Origin of the sequence: Prevotella sp. 885, assembly GCF_002265625.1 — a bacterium.
Lineage (GTDB): Bacteria > Bacteroidota > Bacteroidia > Bacteroidales > Bacteroidaceae > Prevotella.
This window is the reverse complement of record NZ_NOVE01000022.1, coordinates 1-18,629: the sequence shown is the minus strand read 5'-3', so window position 1 is coordinate 18,629 and position 18,629 is coordinate 1. Positions and strand designations below refer to the sequence as shown.

Genomic DNA, 18,629 nt, shown 5'->3' with positions numbered 1-18,629 from the left:
GTTTATATTTAAAAACAGGTCGCCCAATGATGTGATGAAACTCCTGATGTACAAGATTTGAGACTTCTCCGCCTTTGTAATCCACCGGCTTTACAGCTTAGTCCACAAGGGTTTTATATGGCCCGCCATTGGCAAAAGATAGTATTCTCGGTTTCGATTTTTTATTGATGAGTATCCCGATCGAATTGGCACGACCCGTATTCTTTTTGGTCGTCTTATATTTTGGTTGTGCAAAGATAATATTTTCATTCCAATCAGCAAAGAGATTATTGTGAAAAAAAAATATCGGCAAAACATAAACAACTTATCAGATTATTTCATATCTTTGCAAAAGTTTACTGAAATGTAATAATTACAACAACTTAAAACCTTATAAACAAATATGTCTGACCGAAATGTTGCATATAGAATCTTAAAGTTTTACTGTGATGGATTTCGCAGTATGACCCTTGGCCGCACTTTGTGGACAATCATCATCATAAAGCTTGTCATCATCTTCGCAGTCCTCAAGGTGTTCTTCTTTCCCGACGTGCTCAGCCATAAGGCGAAGGGCAGCGACAAGGCTTCCTACGTGGCAGGCGAACTTATAAAGCGCTAAGACTGACAAGAAACCTTAATATATAATTAATGTATTAAACCTGACAATTAAAAAATAACAACTAATAACTAATAATTATGACAATCGACCCAACCCTTATTGACTGGTCTCGAGCCCAGTTTGCGCTTACTGCCATCTATCATTGGCTGTTCGTGCCCCTCACCCTCGGCCTTGCCGTAGTCATGGCCATCATGGAAACCATCTATTATCGTACAGGAAAGCCCTTCTGGAAAGAAGCTTCCAAGTTCTGGCAACGCCTCTTTGGAGTGAATTTCGCGATGGGCGTAGCCACAGGCATTATTCTTGAGTTCGAGTTCGGCACCAACTGGAGCAACTATTCCTGGTTCGTGGGCGACATCTTCGGCGCTCCGCTTGCCATCGAAGGCATCGTGGCGTTCTTCATGGAGAGCACCTTCGTGGCTGTTATGTTTTTCGGATGGGAGAAAGTGTCGCGCGGCTTCCATCTTGCTTCCACATGGCTGACCGGCATCGGCGCCACTCTCTCGGCATGGTGGATTCTCGTAGCCAATTCATGGATGCAGTATCCCGTAGGATGCGAGTTTAATCCTGACACAGTCCGCAACGAGATGACTGACTTCCTCTCTGTGGCGCTCTCGCCGATGGCTGTCAATAAGTTTTATCATACCGTCACGTCGTCATGGATAGTCGGAGCCGTCTTCGTATGTGCCGTCAGCTCTTGGTATTTGCTTCGTGGCAGAGAGAAGCAGCTGGCTCGTCAGAGCATCAAGGTGGCAAGCATCGTGGGCATCGTGGCTTCCCTGCTTGCAATGCATTCCGGCGACTCGTCTGCTGTGAAGGTGGCTGAGGTGCAGCCCATGAAGCTCGCTGCCATGGAAGCTCTCTATGATGGCGGGGAAGGCGTAGACCTTACAGCCGTGGCTGCCGTCAATCCCTTCTCGCAGCCTGACTATGCCAAGGGTGGCGAGGCTCCGCTCCGCATAGCCATTCCCAACGGACTCTCCGTGCTTGCCACGCACTCCCTCGACGGTTACGTGCCTGGCATCAACGACCTTCTCAACGGCTACGTACGTCCTGATGGCAAGCGTGAGCTTTCTGCCGAGGAGAAGATGGAGCGCGGACGCCGTGCCATCACGGCTCTTGCAGAATATCGTAAGCTGAAGGCTGCTGACGCCAATGACAAGCGCTTGCCTGAGCTTGCCGCACAGCTCCAGAAGGACATGCCTTACTTCGGTTACGGATATATTAAGGACCGTGCCGAGCTGGTGCCTTACATCCCCATCAACTTCTATGCTTTCCGCGTAATGGTGGGCGTGGGCACCCTCCTCATTCTCTTCTTCCTCGTCATCGGTCATGTGGCGTGGCGTCAGGACATCACCGTGCGTCGTCGTTGGCTGTGGCTGTGGGCGTTGCTGATGCTCCCGCTCACTTATCTGGCAAGCGAGGCAGGATGGATAGTGGCAGAGCTCGGTCGTCAGCCTTGGGCTATACAGGACATGCTCCCCACCATGGCAGCCGTTTCTGACATCAGCACATCCAGCGTTGCCACCACCTTCTTCATCTTCCTTATCCTCTTTACGGTTCTGCTGATAGCCGAAATAAGGATTATGTGCCGCGTGATAAAGAACTATAAGCCGGAGCAACTGTCAGATACTAAATAATAAATACTAAATACTAAATAATAAATACTAAATAATAAATACTAACTAATATGAGTTACGCATTTCTTCAACAATACTGGTGGTTCATTGTGTCGCTTCTCGGAGCGTTGCTCGTTTTCCTGCTCTTCGTTCAGGGCGCCAATTCCCTCGTCTTCAGCCTTGGCAGGACAGAGGAAGGTCAGCGTAAGGTTATAGAGTCAACGGGTCGCAAATGGGAGATAACCTTCACCACCCTCGTCACCTTCGGCGGCGCCTTCTTTGCTTCCTTTCCTCTCTTCTATAGCACCAGCTTCGGCGGCGCTTACTGGCTCTGGATGATTATTCTCTTCTCCTTCGTGCTGCAAGCCGTCAGCTATGAGTTTCAGCATCGTAAGGGCAATCTGCTCGGCACCCGCACTTACCGTTGGTTCCTTGTTCTTAACGGCATCGTCGGTCCATTGCTCCTTGGAGGCGCCGTCGCCACGTTCTTCAATGGCTCCAACTTCATCGTGGAGAAGGCATCGCTCACCAATCTTGGTGCTCCCGTCATCAGCAGTTGGGCCAATGCCTCCGCAGGACTTGACGCCCTGCTCGATCCCTGGAACCTCATCTTCGGCCTTGCCGTGATGTTTCTTGCCCGCATGCTTGGCATCCTCTACATCATCAACAACGTGCCTGACGAAGACATCCGCTCTCGCGGTTCGGTGCGACTCGTTGGTTGTACTGTACCCTTCCTCGTGCTCTTCCTCGCCTTCTTCGTGCGCACCCTGCTGAAGGACGGTTATGCCGTAGACCCTGCCACCGGAGCCGTATTCATGGAGCCGATGAAGTATCTCCACAACTATCTTCGTCTCTGGCCCCTTACCCTCATGACCGTAGTTGGCGTGGCTTTGCTCCTCTATGGTGTTCTGCGCACCATCCTCAGCTCGTCCTACGTCAAAGGCATCTGGCCCGCAGGCATCGGCGTGGTTCTCGTAGTATTGTCTCTGCTCCTCGTGGCAGGTCTCGCTGACACCGCCTATTATCCCTCCAACGTCTCCCTGCAAAGTTCCCTGACCATCACCAACAGCTGCAGCAGCGAGTTCACCCTCCGCACCATGTTCTACGTCTCCCTCCTCGTACCCTTTGTCTTCGGATACATAGCGTATGTGTGGCGAGTGATGGATAAGAAGTAAGGAATCTTAATAGAGGAAGTGTCAAAATCAAATAATTTAGGAGAAAAGGCGAATTGACCTTGTCCATTTTTGTGGTTTTTCGTACTTTTGCGAATACAAATATTCAATCAAACCCAATAACAATATTGAAATATGAATATGAAATCGCAACCTATCGAAATTAATAAAGGAGAACGATTATTGCTCGTAAACCTTAATAAAAGCTTTGATCAGAGTAAGGCAGAAGGAGTTTATAAGCGTTCTGAACCCCTTGAGGCAATAAGAAAATACTGGTATCTCAGCAAAAAAAGAGCTGACAAAGCAGACTTTGTCCTTGGTGTATATAAGGGTATTGTCAAGATTGTACTAAAACCGACAAGCGAGTGGCAGCCTGTTGATGTTAGTGATGATGGCACTAAATTTCCTAAGACAAGATACATGGTAGATGGAGAAATCCTTATAGATTCTCCATATCTTGGCAAATCTGTTGAAGCTTATCCGTTTGGTTTAGGTGGTGCTGTAACTTATATCCCTCGTGATATAAAACAATGGTAAGCCCTTAAGCCCAGATCGGTCATTAGAAAAGTCTTCTTGTCCACCATGCAAATATCGTACAAAGAGTAAAAACATGTTACAAAATAAAAATTGATTCTGGAGTTCTGGTTTGCTGTTTTTACGGTATTCTGCTGTGCAAACAGCAGCCGAGCATAACAATAACGCCACTTTTATCATGCAATAGTGCCACTATTAGAGTGTAAAAGTGGCGCTATTGCATGATAAAAGTGGCACTATTGGAGTGTAAAAGTGGCTCTATAGCAGAAGAAAACGGCTCATTTGCGAGTCTGATTTCATAACATTTTCTTGAAAAACCACATAATACACTGTGTATTAACAATATAGCCCAAAGCGCTCAAAACTCAAGAATTTCGCACCAAAGATTTTGTTGTGCGCTGAACGAGGAGTATTGAGCATCAGAAATGCAAATATTGTATTCGGCAGAACTACTGAAGAGTGCGAAAACATGTTTAACTCCAAGTCCTAATGACCGATTGGGGTTAAGCAATGTTATACAACTGATACGATAAAATAAAAACGAAACTATAACAATACATTAGTTGCCGTATTGCACATGTAATGGTACGGAATAGAGGAACATAAAAATAGGAGGTAAATGCCCTTGATTGGTATTTACCTCCTATTCATTTTTATATTTTGAATCTATTTATCTGTTGACGAGCTTCATTATCTTACCGTTGTATTTCACTATGTATGTGCCCTTGCCAAGCATTGTGCTGACGCGTTTGCTACCTTCTAAGCGGTCTACGAGTGTTCCGTCAATACCGTATACAGATACGGCACCTTCGTAAGCACCGTCAACCATGAGTCTGCCTCCGACGAACGAGAAGCTTGCGCCCTGCTTTTTGGCTGTGTTAATGCCTGTAGCCACGTTGTCAATCTCCGCTTCATTGCTGAAGTAAGACTCTCCAACTCCGTATACAGCGGTCACTTTGTAAATATGTTTTCCTACTGTTGCCGTCTCGTCGGTGTATGTGCAAGTCTCTACAGGCAGATCATTTATCTTCTTGTTGTCGCGATAGATGTTGTAGCCTAAAGGTGTTTCCTTCATCGGCTCTTTGTCTTTCTGCGCATATGTAATGTCGTCAATCATCAGAGCTGAGCCATCGAGCGTGATGTGTCTTATGGCGAAGTAGCGTGCCGTTGATGGGAGACGATAGTTGAACTCTGTCCAGTTGTATGGTATGAGTTCTTCTGCAAGGAGTTTAAAGTCTGAAACTGCCTTTCCCGTTTCTGAGTAGTATACCTCTGTTTTCTCCTTCTTATAGCCTCTTGACAATGTCTTAGCATAGAAGCTTATCGGTTTGTCTGCTGATACTTCTGACGAAATCAGCCAATCGTCGTTGGCTATAGTTGTGTCGTCATTGAAGAAGCTTATCAGATACTGTTTACCGCTGTGTGCTGCAAGAGCTTCCATCTCACTGCTTGTAAGTCCTGCTTCTTCCGTATTGAACACTTGGAATGCCATCGGCTCGTTAACGTGTTCGTATCGTATATACCAGTCGCCGGTCTTCTCCTTGTCTTCGTCCACGAGTGTCCATGGGTCAAGTCCGTCAATTGCAAATGCCGGGTAGCTTTCGAAGTCTTCCATTGCTTCCATGTAGTTATTGTATATGCCGGCATTGTCCCATGTCAACTCCACGTTGCCTCCCTTTGTCGTTGCCTTGAGGTTGGACGCCACGGGCAGTGACGGCATTACGATGTCCACGTCTGTTTCTTCCGATATGTCGTTGTTGGTCTTCTCGTCCTTCTCTGCCGATGTCTGTACGGAGTATACCACGGTTGTGCCTGCGGCGAAAACATCCTCTTCCACGCTGAATGTTACGTCCGTCTCCATTGCCGGTTCAAGCGCATTGATATTCTTTGTTTCCACCACTTCTCCATTGCGCAGCAACCTTACCTCTATGTTCTCCACTGTCTTGTTGCCCGAGTTCACGATGGTGGTTCTGACGGGGAATTGCGTGTTAATGGTTACGTCTTTGTCTATAACGGGTTTTGTAGGCATCACGTCGTAGCAATTGTCGATGAGAGCCAACTTGTCCACGTGTATGTTGTGGCCTCCTTCAGCATGTCCTTTCAGTCCGAGCTGTATGTACTTGCTGTCGAGCAGTTCGTCAAGCTCCACGTAGTATTCTTCCCATCCTTCATTTTCTGCTCCGAGTGTTACTGGGTTTCCGAAAGCCTTGAACTCTCCGCCGTCCTTTGCGAATTCAATAGTAAGATAGTCCTTGTCTGCTGCGTTGCTTGTGTGGTAAACGTGGTAGACGAATATCGGGTGTAACATTTCCGATATGTCGAAGAGCGGTGAGAGGAATTTCTCTTGTGTTTCCTTGGGTGCTGAATAGGAACGGAAGAGGAGGAGTCCGGCGTCATCGTCCATGGCGTATGTCTGTGGGCTGAATCCGTATGTCCTCACATCCCAATATTTTTCCTTTTCGCTGTATGTATTTTCGGAATACCATGGATAGAGGGATGTGGAAGCGTAGGCGAATGACTCGTCAAACGGTGCCATGTATGGTTCGCCTGAAATCACAAGGTTAGATTTCGCGCCTTCATTTTCTACTTCGTTGTTAATAGCTTTTATGGTGTAGAGGTTCAGCTCCTGCTGTGCATAGTTGTAGTCTATTTTGTCATCGACGAACTCCGTGCCTTTTACTGTGGCTAACGGTGTTTCTGTGTTTGCTCTCGTAATGGAGTACTGCAGATTTTGCGTGTCAATGTATCCTCCGTGTATTCCTTCCGTAGGTGCAGTCCATTTGATTTTCACTTTGTTGCCGTCGGCAACAGCCTTGATATCGGCTATTTCTATTGGCACGTCATAGCCAACGTATGTTTCCTCGGTAACTGTCTCTCCATTTCCGCCTTCGTTGTTAACGGTTATCTTGTATGTGTATATGCCCGATTTGTTAACTGTATCGGTAAAACTCAGTTTCTCGCCCGGTGTAGGGTTTGTAAAAGTTTTCACGTTACCCTTTAGGTCTTCACGGTATACGTTGATACTGCTAATCTTTGCCAGCGGAGCTCCATTGGCGTCAAGCGAGGGTGCAGTGAATGAGATATCAACACTCTTTTCGCCCTTTTCTGCCGGTTTAAGGCTTGTGTCGCTCACGATTCCAGGCACTGCCACGTTTACAACTTCTGATACCTTTATATCGTCGAGCAGCAGGAAATATTTGGCTGCCGCGCTGATTTCATGAAAAGCAAGATTATAGTCTCCGCTTTCTTCCACTGTGAACTTGTATTCGGTTTCTTTCGGTGAAGGCCATACCACGGACAGTTTGTCGGCTATTGGCTTCTGTTCGTCTACCTCTGCCTTTGCTCCGATTGTCACTTCTACGGTTTCTATTGCCGCCGCTGAGCGGCATTGCGTGGTGAATGAAATTCTATACTCCTTGTCTTTCTCGAAGTGTATTGCCGGGAGAAAGAGCCAGTCGTCGCCTGCTTTGTAGTCGTTGTAGTCGTATCGCACGAGGCGCTGCTCCTTGTCGTATCTCCACGTCACTCCATCTTTATTGGCGTCGATTACGACAAACTTGTTCATTGACTCTTCCGTATCAAACGTTTCTACGAAAGGCAAGCTTGATTGTGCCGTTGCGCTCAGTGATAGCGCAAGGCATCCTGCAAGTTGTATAATTCTCTTGTTTCTCATAATAGAAATATTAAATTGTGAATATAGAATTATCAACGTTTCATCTTAAGCCCTTATGCAATAAGTATTGCACTATAGACATAAAACCTTTAACATTCGCAAATGTAGCAATAAAAATATTAACAAAGAAGAAATATAGACATTTTTTTATAATAAACCTTTTTTACTTCCTTTTTGTCGAATTAACCCGTAAAAAGGAATGTACTTTCAGTGTTCGTTCTTTTCTTGCATACACATCCGTGCTTATCTATGACACCTGTTGGAGATTCTCACGCACCCTAATATCACTCTACTTTCTACGTATGCGAAGAAAGCGTCTTTATGTATGCGAAGAAAGCGTCTTTATGTGAGAGGGAGCGTGAGATAGAAGCTTGTAAAGGGTGGGTGTGTGGCTACGGCGAGACACCATAGCCTTCTATGTCAGCCTTGTAAGCCATGTTAATATAAAGGCACCATCTGTGAGGTCATTCTGCCATCAGCAGCTGCTTGAAGTCGCTGAACTTCTTGGACATGCTGACGCTTTGCTTCTTGCCTTTCATGAAGGCGGCGAGGCGTTCGGGGATGTCGATCTCTGCGTTGATGGCAGACTCTACTGTTTCCTTGAACTTTGCGGGATGTGCTGTCTCGCCGAATACGCCGACCTCGTCGTCCGCCAACAGGTCTTTAAGAGCTTGGTAAGCGCAGGCTCCGTGAGGGTCGAGGACGTAGTGGTTGGCTTCGTAGCAATGGCGCATGGTGTGGCGAATCTGCTCGTCTGTGTAGGCGGCGCCACTCATCAGGCTGCGTATCTGCTGCCAGTCGGCATGGAAGAGGTCGGAGATGCGGGCGAAGTTGCTCGGGTCGCCCACGTCCATGGCGTTGGCAATGGTCTGGACGCTTGGGCGCGGGGCGTAATTGCCAGTCTGCAGATATTGGCATACTACGTCGTTGGCGTTGTTGGCGGCAATGAATCGCTTAATGGGGAGCCCCATCTGGCGTGCGAAGATGGCTGCCGTGATGTTTCCGAAATTGCCGCTTGGCACGCAGACCACGAAGTTGTCTGCCATGCCCATGCGCTTGAGCTGTGCGTAGGCATGGAAGTAATAGAACGCCTGTGGGAGGAAGCGTGCCACATTGATGGAGTTGGCAGAGGTGAGCTTCATGTGGTGGCAGAGGTCGTCGTCCAGGAACGCCTGCTTGACGAGCGCCTGGCAGTCATCGAACACGCCGTCCACCTCTATGGCTGTGATGTTCTGTCCGAGCGTGGTGAACTGGCTCTCCTGAATGGCGCTGACCTTTCCCTTGGGATAGAGGACGAAGACGCGGATGCCGTCAACACCGAGGAATCCGTTGGCTACGGCAGATCCCGTGTCGCCGCTTGTGGCAACGAGCACGTTTACTTCCTTCGTGCCTTCCTCGTGTATGAAGTACTGGAGCATGCGTGCCATGAAGCGTGCTCCAACGTCCTTGAAGGCAAGGGTGGGACCATGAAAGAGCTCGAGCGAGAAGATGCGGTCTTCTACAGGCTTTACAGGACAAGGGAAGGAGAGTGTGTCATAAACTATCTGCTTGAGTCTGTCTGCGGGGATGTCCTCTCCGAAGAATGCATCAGCCACGTGGTAGGCAATCTCCTGAAAGGACATGCTGTCTATGTGGTCGAAAAACTCTGCTGGCAACTTACGGATGCGCTCTGGCATGTAAAGTCCACGGTCGGGGGCAAGACCTCTTACGACTGCCTCATGAAGGAAGGCAAGAGGGGCGGTATGGTTGGTGCTGTAGTATTTCATATTTATTGTTTTTATTTATTATTTGGAGTGGACTTTTACTTTATGCTCATAAACTTCTGCATAAATTCTGTTAGGCGCAGCATGCCGTAGCTGCCGTTTACGCAGCTTACTTCGCTGTAAGTCTGTACGTTGTCGGGGATGATGCCGGGATACCACAGGGCGAAGGGTACGGGCTCTTTTACGTGGGTGCGAATCTCTACGGGTGTGGGATGGTCAGGCATTACGGCTATGCATACAGGCTCGCTCCAGCTGCTTATCTCCTTGAAGATGGGGCCCACGATGCGTCGGTCAAGGTTTTCGATGGTCTGCAGCTTCAGCTGCAGGTCGCCGTCGTGTCCTGCTTCGTCGCTGGCTTCCACGTGGAGGAATACGAAGTCGTCCTTGCGGAGGGCTTCGAGGGCAGCACGTGCCTTGCCTTCATAGTCGGTATTGGCAAGTCCGGTGGCACCTGGGAGGACGATGTTATGTAGCCCGGCGTAATGTCCGATGCCACGTATGAGGTCGACAGCCGAAATGACGTCGCCGTGCTGTATATCAGGATACATCTGCTGAAGTGTGAGCATCTTGGGACGATAGCCTCCTCCCCATGGCCAAATGCTGTTGGCCTCGTCATAGCCTTCACGTAGGCGTGCCACGTTGAGCGGAGCTTCGGCAAGCACCTCCTGTGACTTTATGATAAGGTCGTTGATAAGGTCGGCTGTGGGCTGCGCCTCTTCCTCATAGCCTTCCTCGGGACGTACGAGAAGTGACGCCCAAGGTTCGTTGGGATGGTCGTGTGGCGGGGCGCAGACGATGTGCTTGTTGCCTCCACGGATGACGAGCAGATGACGATACTGTATGCCTTTTATGAAGGTGACGTCCGGCGAACCGAGGCGTTCGTTGAGGAGGCTGATAAGCTCTTCGCTGTCTTCGGTGGTGAGATGTCCGCCGTGATGATTGCGTATGACGCCGTCAGCAAGGCAGATTATGTTGCATCTGAGGGCAAGGTCGTCATCGCGCATGTCGTAGCCTATGGAGGCTGCCTCAAGCGGGCCGCGTCCTTCATACACTTTGTGCATGTCGTAACCGAGGATGGTGGCGTTTGCCACTTCGCTTCCTGGGAGGAAGCCGTCAGGAACTGTGATGAGACGTCCGGTACGTCCGAGGCGGGCGATGGCGTCCATGTTGGGAGTGGCGGCATACTCAAGGAGAGTCTTGCCACCAAGCCGGTGGACGGCATGGTCAGCCATGCCGTCACCAAGAATGATGATGTGTTTCATAGGCGAAACAATATTAAGGGAAAAATACGCTTCCTAATTGTTTGCGATGCCTTAGATGTTTGCTATGGACATGATGTTGGCAAACACTCCGGCAGCTGTAACGCTCGCTCCTGCTCCGTAGCCTTGGATGAGCATGGGATATTCGCGATAACGCTCGGTGGTGAGGGAAACGACGTTGTTGCTGCCCTCAAGATTATAGAAGGGATGGTTGCAGTCTACCTCCTTTAGAGCCACGGAAGTGTGGCCATGATCGAAGGTGGCAACGAAGCGCCAGCGCTTGCCTTCTGCCTCCAGCTGTCGGCGGCGATCTTCGAAGTCGGCGTCAAGGCTGGGCAGGTCTTTCCAGAAGTCGTCAATGCTTCCTTCGAAGAAGTGGTCAGGAATGAATAGATGTTTCTCCACGTCCGTCTTCTCCACCTTATATCCTGCCTCACGTGCGAGGATTACGAGCTTGCGGATGACGTCCTTTCCTGAGAGGTCGATGCGTGGGTCGGGCTCGCTGTAACCCATTTCCTTGGCACGGCGAACGGCTTCGGAGAAGCTGACGTCAGCGGATAGTTCGTTGAAGATGAAGTTGAGCGTACCGCTAAGTACCGCCTCAATCTTGAGTATGCTGTCGCCCGAATTGCGTAGGTCGTTGATGGTGCCGATGATGGGGAGTCCGGCTCCCACGTTGGTCTCGTAACGGAAAAGCACGCCACGTGCAAGGGCAGTCTCCTTCAGTCGGATGTAGTTGTCGTAAGACGATGACGCGGCTATCTTGTTGGCGGCTATCACGGAGATGTTGTGTGAGAGAAACTCCTGATAGAGCTGAGCCACGTCCTTGCTGGCGGTACAGTCCACGAACACGCTATTGAAGATGTTCATGCCGATTATTTCGTCGCTCAGCTGCTTGTCCGTGCTGATAGGAGCCTCGTCAAGGAGCTGCTTATAACAGGTGAGGTCGATGCCGTCACGGTCGAAGATGGCTTTCTTGGATGTGGCTATTCCTACTACGTTGAGCTTCAGACGCTTGGTGCGCTTCAGTTCCTCATACTGGTCGTGAATCTGCTGGAGGAGTTGTCCGCCGACGGTTCCTACGCCGCATACGAAGAGATTGAGCACCTTATATTCGGAAAGGAAGAACGAGTCGTGTATGGCGTTGAGCGCCTTGCGCAGATACTTGCTGTCTACGACAAAAGATATGTTGGTCTCCGAAGCACCCTGCGCACAGGCTATGACGCTGATGCCGCTACGTCCGAGTGTGCCGAAGAGCTTTCCTGCAATGCCCGGCGTATGCTTCATGTTCTCTCCCACGACGGCTATTGTGGCAAGGCCCTTTTCGGCGTGCATGGGGAACATGGCTCCTGTCTCAATCTCCTTGGCAAACTCGCCGTTGAGCACTTCCACGGCAGCTGCTTCGTCCTGATCGCGGACACCAATGGACGTGGAGTTCTCAGAGGAAGCCTGCGACACCATGAAGCAGCTGATGCCGTTGTCGGCAAGCGCTGTGAAGATACGACGGTTGACACCGATGACGCCCACCATGGAGAGTCCTGTTACGGTGATGAGGGTGGTGCCGCTGATGCTGGAGATGCCCTTGATGGGCTTGTCATCGTTGGCTATCTTCGCCTTTATGATGGTGCCCTTGGCGTCAGGATTGAATGTGTTCTTGACGCGGATGGGGATGTTCTTCACGCAGACGGGATAGATGGTAGGGGGATAGATGACCTTTGCGCCGAAATTGCAAAGCTCCATCGCCTCTATATAGCTAAGTTCGTTTATGGTGTAGGCAGTCTTGATGACACGAGGATCGGCGGTCATGAATCCGTCTACGTCTGTCCAGATCTCAAGAATGTCTGCATCGAGGGCTGCAGCAATGATGGCAGCCGTATAGTCAGATCCGCCACGTCCGAGATTTGTGGTCTCGTTGGTGTCGCGGTCCATGCTTATAAAACCTGGAACGAGAGAAATGCGTGGAAGGTCGCTGAACGTGCGCTTCACCAGTCGGCAAGTAAGGTCTGAGTCGAGCGTATTCTTATGGTTCTTCTGCATGGTCTTGATAAATTCCCTTGAGTCGAACCACTTGGCACCTTTTACGAGTGTGGCAACGATGTTGGAACTGAGGCGTTCGCCGTAGCTGACGATGGCGTCCTGCGTTTTCTTGGAAAGGTCGTGCACGAGGAACACTCCGAAATAGATGGAGCGTAGCTGCTCGAATAGCGAGTCGACGACATTGAATAGCGTCTCACGCTTTTTGGGGTCTGTAATGATGGTGTCGATCATCTTATGATGACGGTCTACCATGGCCTGAAACTCGTCTTTCCATGCCTCGTCTCCCTTTACGGCGAGCTGCGAGGTGGCAAGGAGCTTGTCAGTTATACCTCCAAGTGCGCTTACTACGATGATTACCGGCTGCTGCTGAGCCTCTTTCTCTACGATAGCCTTAAGGCTAAGGATGCTCTCGACGGAACCTACTGAGGTTCCGCCAAACTTCATTACTTTCATTTTCTCTTGTTCTATGGTTAATGCCTCCATACAAGGGAGGCGGTTATGTTTCGGCGCTGTGGCTAGCGGGTGCAGCCAGACTGGCTTCTTCCCAATCCTCATTACGGGAGAGGCATGGGAGGGATACCTCGGTCTGCTTGTTAATACTGCACGGCAGCGGGGCGATACAGCGCCGTGTCGTAACATAAAGTTGGATAAAGTGTCGGCAAATTTACGAAAAATATATTTTATGCAAATAAAAATCTAAGAAAAAGTGAACTTTTGTCAATAAAAAAACCTCACGGTTACTTTCTGCTGTCTTCTATTTCCTGGATGTGCTGCATGACGTTAGAGGGTGGTCGCTGATTCATATATTCCTTCTTCATGAAGTCCATGTATGGGGCTATGTGACGGAAGAACATGCGGTAACCCTCGCAGAGATAGTTTTTGCCGGGATTGCCGTAGACGTCCTTTATGAAGCGGGTTCTGGGGCATTCGCCGTGGCAGGCAAACTCCCATTCACACTCCTTGCATTCCTTTGGCAGCGACTGGCTCTTGAGACGGCTGAACTGCTGTTGCTGTTCGCCGTAGAGCATTTCCGTGATGGTCTTCTCGCGGATGTTGCCGAGGCGGTATTCGGGGAAGACGAAGTGGTCGCAGGAATAGACGTCGCCGTTGAATTCCATAATGCCGGCATGGCCGCATTCCTTGGCATAGACGCAGATGCCCGGCGTGACGCCCACCCAGTTGGCAAGGATGCAGTCGAAGAGCTCGACGTAAGTCTGGCCTACATCATTACGCACCCACTCATCGAAGATGGCGCAGAGGAAACGTCCCCATTGCTCCGGCGTAACAGAGAAATCGGTAACGGGAGCTGTGGCGTCGTCAGTAAGGGTGGCAAGGTGTCTGCCGTCGGCATGATTGACCATGCGCTCCACAACGGGCGTAATCTGAATGAATCGGCATCCCATTTCCTTGAAGAAATGATAAAAGTCGAGAGGGTAGTCGGCATTGAAGTCGTTGACCACCGCCATGGCGTTCCATTCCACGTTGTGCTTGTTGAGCAGCCGTATGCCACGCATCACCTTTGCCCACGAAGGACCTCCGCTTGCCGTACGGCGATACTCGTCATGAAACTCCTGCGGACCGTCTATGGATACGCCCACAAGCCAGTTGTTTTCATGCAGGAATCGGCACCATTCGTCGGTAAGCAGCGTGCCGTTGGTCTGGATGACGTTAGAGATGTTGCGTCCGCGACCGTACTTCTTCTGAAGCTCCAAGGCCTTGCGATAGAAGGAGAGGGGACGCATGAGAGGTTCGCCGCCGTGCCACGTGAAGAGGACGTCGTTCATGGTCTGAGTCTCGATGTATTCCTTAGTGAACTGATCGAGCATTTCCTCGCTCAGCACACGCTTGGATGAGTCCTTATAAAGGCAGGCTTTTTCAAGGTAATAACAGTAATGGCATCGTAGGTTGCAGGCGGCGCCAACGGGCTTGAGCATCACGTATAGCGGACGCGAAAACGGATTTATGGTGTTCATGTTGATTTGTTTTGTTATTGTTAAGAGTCAGTAAATCTACGAATAATAAACGTATCTTACAAATTTTAGGTTGTAAATTCAAGTATAATTGTCTGAATTTGCGTAATTTTGCGCTACGAATTATAATAACAGGAAACATAATCAAAGAAGAATGATACAGGAAATACAGGTACGTGTCCTTCCCGTGGTGGCCTCAAGCGAGCAGAACATCAAGCGTTTTGTGGCTGAAGACCGCGGCATAGACGTACGTACGATAAACGCAGTACGCGTGCTGAAACGAAGCATAGACGCCAGACAACGCAAGATATTCATCAACCTCACGGTAAGGCTCTACATCAACGAAATGCCGGAGGACGACGCTTATGTGGTTACGGAATATGGCGACGTGAGCAGCAAGCCGGCTGTCATAGTGGTGGGCGAGGGCCCTGGCGGACTGTTCGCTTCGCTTCGCCTTATAGAGTTGGGACTGCGCCCGATAGTCTTGGAGCGTGGAAAGAACGTGAGAGACCGTAAGGTCGACCTTGCCAATATAAAGAAAAACCAGTCTGTGGACGCAGAGAGCAATTATTGCTTCGGAGAAGGTGGAGCCGGCGCTTATTCGGACGGCAAGCTCTATACACGATCAAAGAAGCGTGGCAGCACGGAGAAAATCCTTAACGTATTCTGCCAGCACGGGGCCTCCACGGCTATCCTTGCCGACGCTCATCCACATATCGGCACGGACAAACTGCCGAAGGTGATAGAGAATATGAGAGAAACAATATTGAGATGCGGAGGAGAGGTGCACTTCCAGACCAAGATGACGCGAATGCTGATAGAAGGCGACAAGGTGACAGGCGTGGAAGCCGTAAACCTTGTGAACGGCGCGGAAGAGACTTATCGCGGTCCGGTGATATTGGCAACGGGGCATTCCGCACGTGACGTCTATCGCTATCTGGCAGAAGCAAAGGTGGAGATAGAGGCGAAGGGCATAGCCGTGGGTGTACGACTGGAACATCCCTCGCATCTTATTGACCAGATACAATATCACTCGAAGGAGGGTAGGGGCAAATACCTGCCTGCTGCCGAATACAGCTTCGTGACGCAGGTGGAAGGACGTGGTGTCTACTCATTCTGTATGTGCCCTGGAGGATTTGTCATCCCTGCCGCTACGGACAAGGAGCAGATCGTGGTGAACGGCATGAGCCCGAGCAATCGCGGCACACAATGGTCGAACAGCGGAATGGTGGTGGAGACACGACCGGAAGACGTGGTAGGAGACGAGGCTGACCCGCTGCGCGTAATGCATTTCCAGGAACAGCTGGAGCGCAACTGCTGGCAGCAGGGCAACATGAAGCAGACGGCTCCGGCGCAACGTATGGCAGACTTCGTGAACGGACGCCTGTCGTATGACCTGCCGAAGTCGAGCTATGCTCCCGGACTTGTGTCGTCGCCCTTGCATTTCTGGTTGCCAAAGCAGGTGGGCAAGCGCCTTCAGGAAGGATTCAGGAAGTTTGGCAAGATGTCGCACGGCTTCCTTACCAACGACGCCCTTCTGATAGCCACCGAGACCCGTACTTCGTCGCCGGTACGCATTGTCCGCGACAAGGATACGCTGCAGCATGTACGAATAAGCGGACTCTTCCCTTGCGGAGAAGGAGCAGGCTATGCTGGAGGCATCGTGTCGGCAGGAGTGGACGGCGAGAGATGCGCTGAAATGTGTGCGGAGTATATGAACTCGCTTTAGATTCAATACTATAATAAAAAAGCGGAGGTCACTTTGATGAGTGAGACCTCCGCTTTTTTATAGTTTCATGTTATTATTTCTGAAGCTTCTTCAGTACCTTCGCCAGCTCAGCCCAATGCTCTTCTGTCATGTCGTTGGGAGTGAAGATGCTGATACCGTTAGCTCCGGCTTCCATAGATGACTCTACAGCCTCTGCTATTTCGGAAGGAAGCAATCCTGAGTTCTCGGGATCCACCACCTTGTCCTTGTGGCGCCAGTCATGGCAGATGAAGATACCACTATATAATAATGTGTTCTTGCCCTTGATGGCTTCAGCCTCTTCCTTCGTCACCTTGCCAACCCAAGCAGCAGGCTCCATGTAGAAGTCGTTATAGTTCATGGGGAAGACAGCGTCCAGATTCCACCTATCCCACTGCTGGCGAACCATCCATTCTGCATAGCTCTTCGGTCCGGGGAAAACGTCGGCGCTTATCTTCTTGCCCTTTGCGTGTACGGCGTCAGAGATGCTGTTGACAAGAGCCGTAACAGCGTCGCAACGGAACTGTGCCCACTCCTTTATCTTCGACGGATCGCAAACCTTTGTGATGTCTATGCCGCTCTGCTTCTTGAAAGCCTCCACGCAATCGTGGCAGTAGCAATAGTCAGCTTTGGCATATTCGCCGTTCATGTTAAGACCATACTTGTCCCAAAGACCGCGAGCAAGGATGACGTCAGCATAACGGATATAGTCGAGCTGAACATAGTCGACGCCAGGGATGGTGGCAATCTCTTCGAACTTCTCGACGAGGAAACGCTTCACGTCTTCGTTGCGGGGGTCGAGAGTTGTGTAGTAAGGCACGTAAGCCTGATCGTCATAAGCCGACTGGCCGAGACGGTTTACAGTATACCAGCTCTTCGGCTTGCCGCCCTGAACCATAGTGGGCACCCAAGCATGATATTCCAGACCCACCTTCTGAGCCACCTTTGCAGCCGTACGGATCTTCTCTGTGTCCATTCCAGCATTGATGCATACACCTGTGACGCCATGCTTCTTCCAAGTCTTGAAGTCAGCAGTAAGCGATTTCTCAGTAGTGTTCTCTCCCCATCCCGACCATGCGAATACAGGGATGTTCTGACCTTTGGCGCTTGCGCAAAGCGTGGTAAGCACGAGTGCCAATGTTGTTAAGATTTTCTTCATATTGATTTGTTTTTTTATTGATTGTATTGTTTCTGAAAGTTTTCCTTATATACATTAATATACCAGAAGCTTGTCGCCCACATTTATCTGATAGTACGGTGGAAGATTGTTCTTGTCATAGAGGCTCTTCAGACGTATGCCGTATTTCTGAGATATGGTGTACATGCTTTCGTTAGCCTTAACCACGTGGAATTTGTCCTTGTAGTTCTTTGTGGCTTTCTTGCGCTTCTTCTTGAGGTAGATGATGTCGCCGGCTTCCAGACGGTCTTTGCGAGAGCGTTCGTTATACTTTGCCAGTTTTCGGACGGAAATGCCAAGCTCCTTGCTTAACGACTTGAACGTGTCGCCGTCCTTTGCAATCACATAATAGTTCTTGTTGTAATACTTGATTATATGATATGTTCCGTCAGGTCCGGGTCGGTCCTCAGCCGAGTGGTGCGCCATGAAGCGGTCGTAGCTGGTGGCTTTGTCATACAGATTGAGCCTGTATACCTCTATTATCTGAATGAGCTGTGAGGCATAATTCGGATTAGTGGCATATCCACAATGCTTGAGTCCCTTAGCCCAACCTTTATAATCTGTACGCGAGAGGGCGAACAGACGCGAGTAGCGCTGCTGCGTGCTGAGAAACTTGCTGTGGTCCTCGTAGCTCTGCTTGGCGTTGTCGTAAGCGCGGAAGCATTCGCCCGCTGCGTCGTCGTCATGATAAGTTCGTCTGCCTTTCCATCCATGACACTTTATGCCGAAATGATTGTTGCCGGAACGTGTCAGCTGGCTGCGTCCTGCGCCACTCTCCAGCAAGCCCTGTGCTAAGGTGATGCTTGCAGGAATGTTATAACGCAGCATCTGCTCTATGGCAAGGTCTTTGTATTGGTCGATATAGTTCTGGTAAACCGAGTTCCACTTAGGCTGTGCGCTCAAATTAGGGGTGGAAACGAGTGAACTAAAAGCCAATATTAATAATATAAGTAATATTCTATTTCTCATTATTCGCTATTTTAGCGCAAAGGTAATTAAAATAGTGGATAAAGTTTAGCTTTTATGCGCGATTTTCACTACCTTTGCAAAGAAGAAACATATATTATAATTATAAAAGAA

At 49.7% G+C, this 18,629-nt stretch carries 12 protein-coding genes; 5 read left to right on the top strand and 7 right to left on the bottom strand.

What is annotated here, in order from left to right:
• Positions 1-382: 382 nt before the first annotated feature.
• The 4 genes from CHL74_RS08095 to CHL74_RS08080 all read left to right on the top strand — a co-directional run bounded on the left by CHL74_RS08095 (position 383) and on the right by CHL74_RS08080 (position 3,926).
• Positions 383-598, top strand: a complete 216-nt coding sequence (locus tag CHL74_RS08095) for a DUF4492 domain-containing protein (RefSeq protein WP_094880663.1) — start codon at positions 383-385, stop codon at positions 596-598.
• Positions 599-675: 77 nt separating this feature from the next.
• Entirely contained in the window at positions 676-2,238 is a 1,563-nt protein-coding gene (locus CHL74_RS08090; RefSeq protein WP_094880662.1) for a cytochrome ubiquinol oxidase subunit I, read from the top strand.
• A 50-nt stretch (positions 2,239-2,288) separates the two neighbouring features.
• Positions 2,289-3,392 (top strand): cytochrome d ubiquinol oxidase subunit II, encoded by a 1,104-nt coding sequence (locus CHL74_RS08085; protein ID WP_094880661.1) that lies wholly within the window; start codon positions 2,289-2,291, stop codon positions 3,390-3,392.
• A 132-nt stretch (positions 3,393-3,524) separates the two neighbouring features.
• Positions 3,525-3,926: a hypothetical protein gene (locus CHL74_RS08080; RefSeq protein WP_094880660.1), complete on the top strand. Its 402-nt coding sequence runs from the start codon at positions 3,525-3,527 to the stop codon at positions 3,924-3,926.
• Between the two features lie 667 nt (positions 3,927-4,593).
• Here the strand turns inward: CHL74_RS08080 and CHL74_RS08075 are convergent.
• From CHL74_RS08075 to CHL74_RS08050, 5 genes are all read right to left on the bottom strand, one after another.
• Positions 4,594-7,596 carry a choice-of-anchor J domain-containing protein gene (locus tag CHL74_RS08075; protein WP_094880659.1) on the bottom strand — a complete coding sequence of 1,001 codons (3,003 nt, stop codon included), beginning with the start codon at positions 7,594-7,596 and terminating at the stop codon, positions 4,594-4,596.
• Between the two features lie 464 nt (positions 7,597-8,060).
• Positions 8,061-9,362: a threonine synthase gene (thrC, locus tag CHL74_RS08070; protein WP_094880658.1), complete on the bottom strand. Its 1,302-nt coding sequence runs from the start codon at positions 9,360-9,362 to the stop codon at positions 8,061-8,063.
• A 35-nt stretch (positions 9,363-9,397) separates the two neighbouring features.
• Positions 9,398-10,621 carry a cofactor-independent phosphoglycerate mutase gene (locus CHL74_RS08065; RefSeq protein WP_094880657.1) on the bottom strand — a complete coding sequence of 408 codons (1,224 nt, stop codon included), beginning with the start codon at positions 10,619-10,621 and terminating at the stop codon, positions 9,398-9,400.
• 51 nt (positions 10,622-10,672) lie between these two features.
• Complete coding sequence (gene thrA, locus CHL74_RS08060; RefSeq protein WP_094880656.1) at positions 10,673-13,108, bottom strand: bifunctional aspartate kinase/homoserine dehydrogenase I; 2,436 nt, start codon at positions 13,106-13,108, stop codon at positions 10,673-10,675.
• A gap of 284 nt (positions 13,109-13,392) precedes the next feature.
• Positions 13,393-14,628, bottom strand: coding sequence for an anaerobic sulfatase-maturation protein (locus CHL74_RS08050; RefSeq protein WP_094880654.1), 1,236 nt, complete (start codon positions 14,626-14,628; stop codon positions 13,393-13,395).
• A 151-nt stretch (positions 14,629-14,779) separates the two neighbouring features.
• Between CHL74_RS08050 and CHL74_RS08045 the strand changes: the two genes are divergently transcribed.
• Entirely contained in the window at positions 14,780-16,354 is a 1,575-nt protein-coding gene (locus CHL74_RS08045) for an NAD(P)/FAD-dependent oxidoreductase (RefSeq protein ID WP_094880653.1), read from the top strand.
• A 73-nt stretch (positions 16,355-16,427) separates the two neighbouring features.
• On the opposite strand, the gene CHL74_RS08040 is transcribed toward CHL74_RS08045, so the two are convergent.
• Positions 16,428-17,531, bottom strand: a complete 1,104-nt coding sequence (locus CHL74_RS08040) for a putative glycoside hydrolase (RefSeq protein WP_094880652.1) — start codon at positions 17,529-17,531, stop codon at positions 16,428-16,430.
• Between the two features lie 54 nt (positions 17,532-17,585).
• Positions 17,586-18,518: a glucosaminidase domain-containing protein gene (locus tag CHL74_RS08035; RefSeq protein ID WP_094880651.1), complete on the bottom strand. Its 933-nt coding sequence runs from the start codon at positions 18,516-18,518 to the stop codon at positions 17,586-17,588.
• Positions 18,519-18,629: the final 111 nt, after the last annotated feature.

Coding starts and splice junctions, on each gene's coding strand:
- thrA (WP_094880656.1), bottom strand. CDS start 13,108: ATGAAAGTAATGAAGTTTGGCGGAACCTCAGTAGGTTCCGTCGAGAGC.
- CHL74_RS08090 (WP_094880662.1), top strand. CDS start 676: ATGACAATCGACCCAACCCTTATTGACTGGTCTCGAGCCCAGTTTGCG.
- CHL74_RS08050 (WP_094880654.1), bottom strand. CDS start 14,628: ATGAACACCATAAATCCGTTTTCGCGTCCGCTATACGTGATGCTCAAG.
- thrC (WP_094880658.1), bottom strand. CDS start 9,362: ATGAAATACTACAGCACCAACCATACCGCCCCTCTTGCCTTCCTTCAT.
- CHL74_RS08085 (WP_094880661.1), top strand. CDS start 2,289: ATGAGTTACGCATTTCTTCAACAATACTGGTGGTTCATTGTGTCGCTT.
- CHL74_RS08045 (WP_094880653.1), top strand. CDS start 14,780: ATGATACAGGAAATACAGGTACGTGTCCTTCCCGTGGTGGCCTCAAGC.
- CHL74_RS08075 (WP_094880659.1), bottom strand. CDS start 7,596: ATGAGAAACAAGAGAATTATACAACTTGCAGGATGCCTTGCGCTATCA.
- CHL74_RS08040 (WP_094880652.1), bottom strand. CDS start 17,531: ATGAAGAAAATCTTAACAACATTGGCACTCGTGCTTACCACGCTTTGC.
- CHL74_RS08035 (WP_094880651.1), bottom strand. CDS start 18,518: ATGAGAAATAGAATATTACTTATATTATTAATATTGGCTTTTAGTTCA.
- CHL74_RS08095 (WP_094880663.1), top strand. CDS start 383: ATGTCTGACCGAAATGTTGCATATAGAATCTTAAAGTTTTACTGTGAT.
- CHL74_RS08080 (WP_094880660.1), top strand. CDS start 3,525: ATGAATATGAAATCGCAACCTATCGAAATTAATAAAGGAGAACGATTA.
- CHL74_RS08065 (WP_094880657.1), bottom strand. CDS start 10,621: ATGAAACACATCATCATTCTTGGTGACGGCATGGCTGACCATGCCGTC.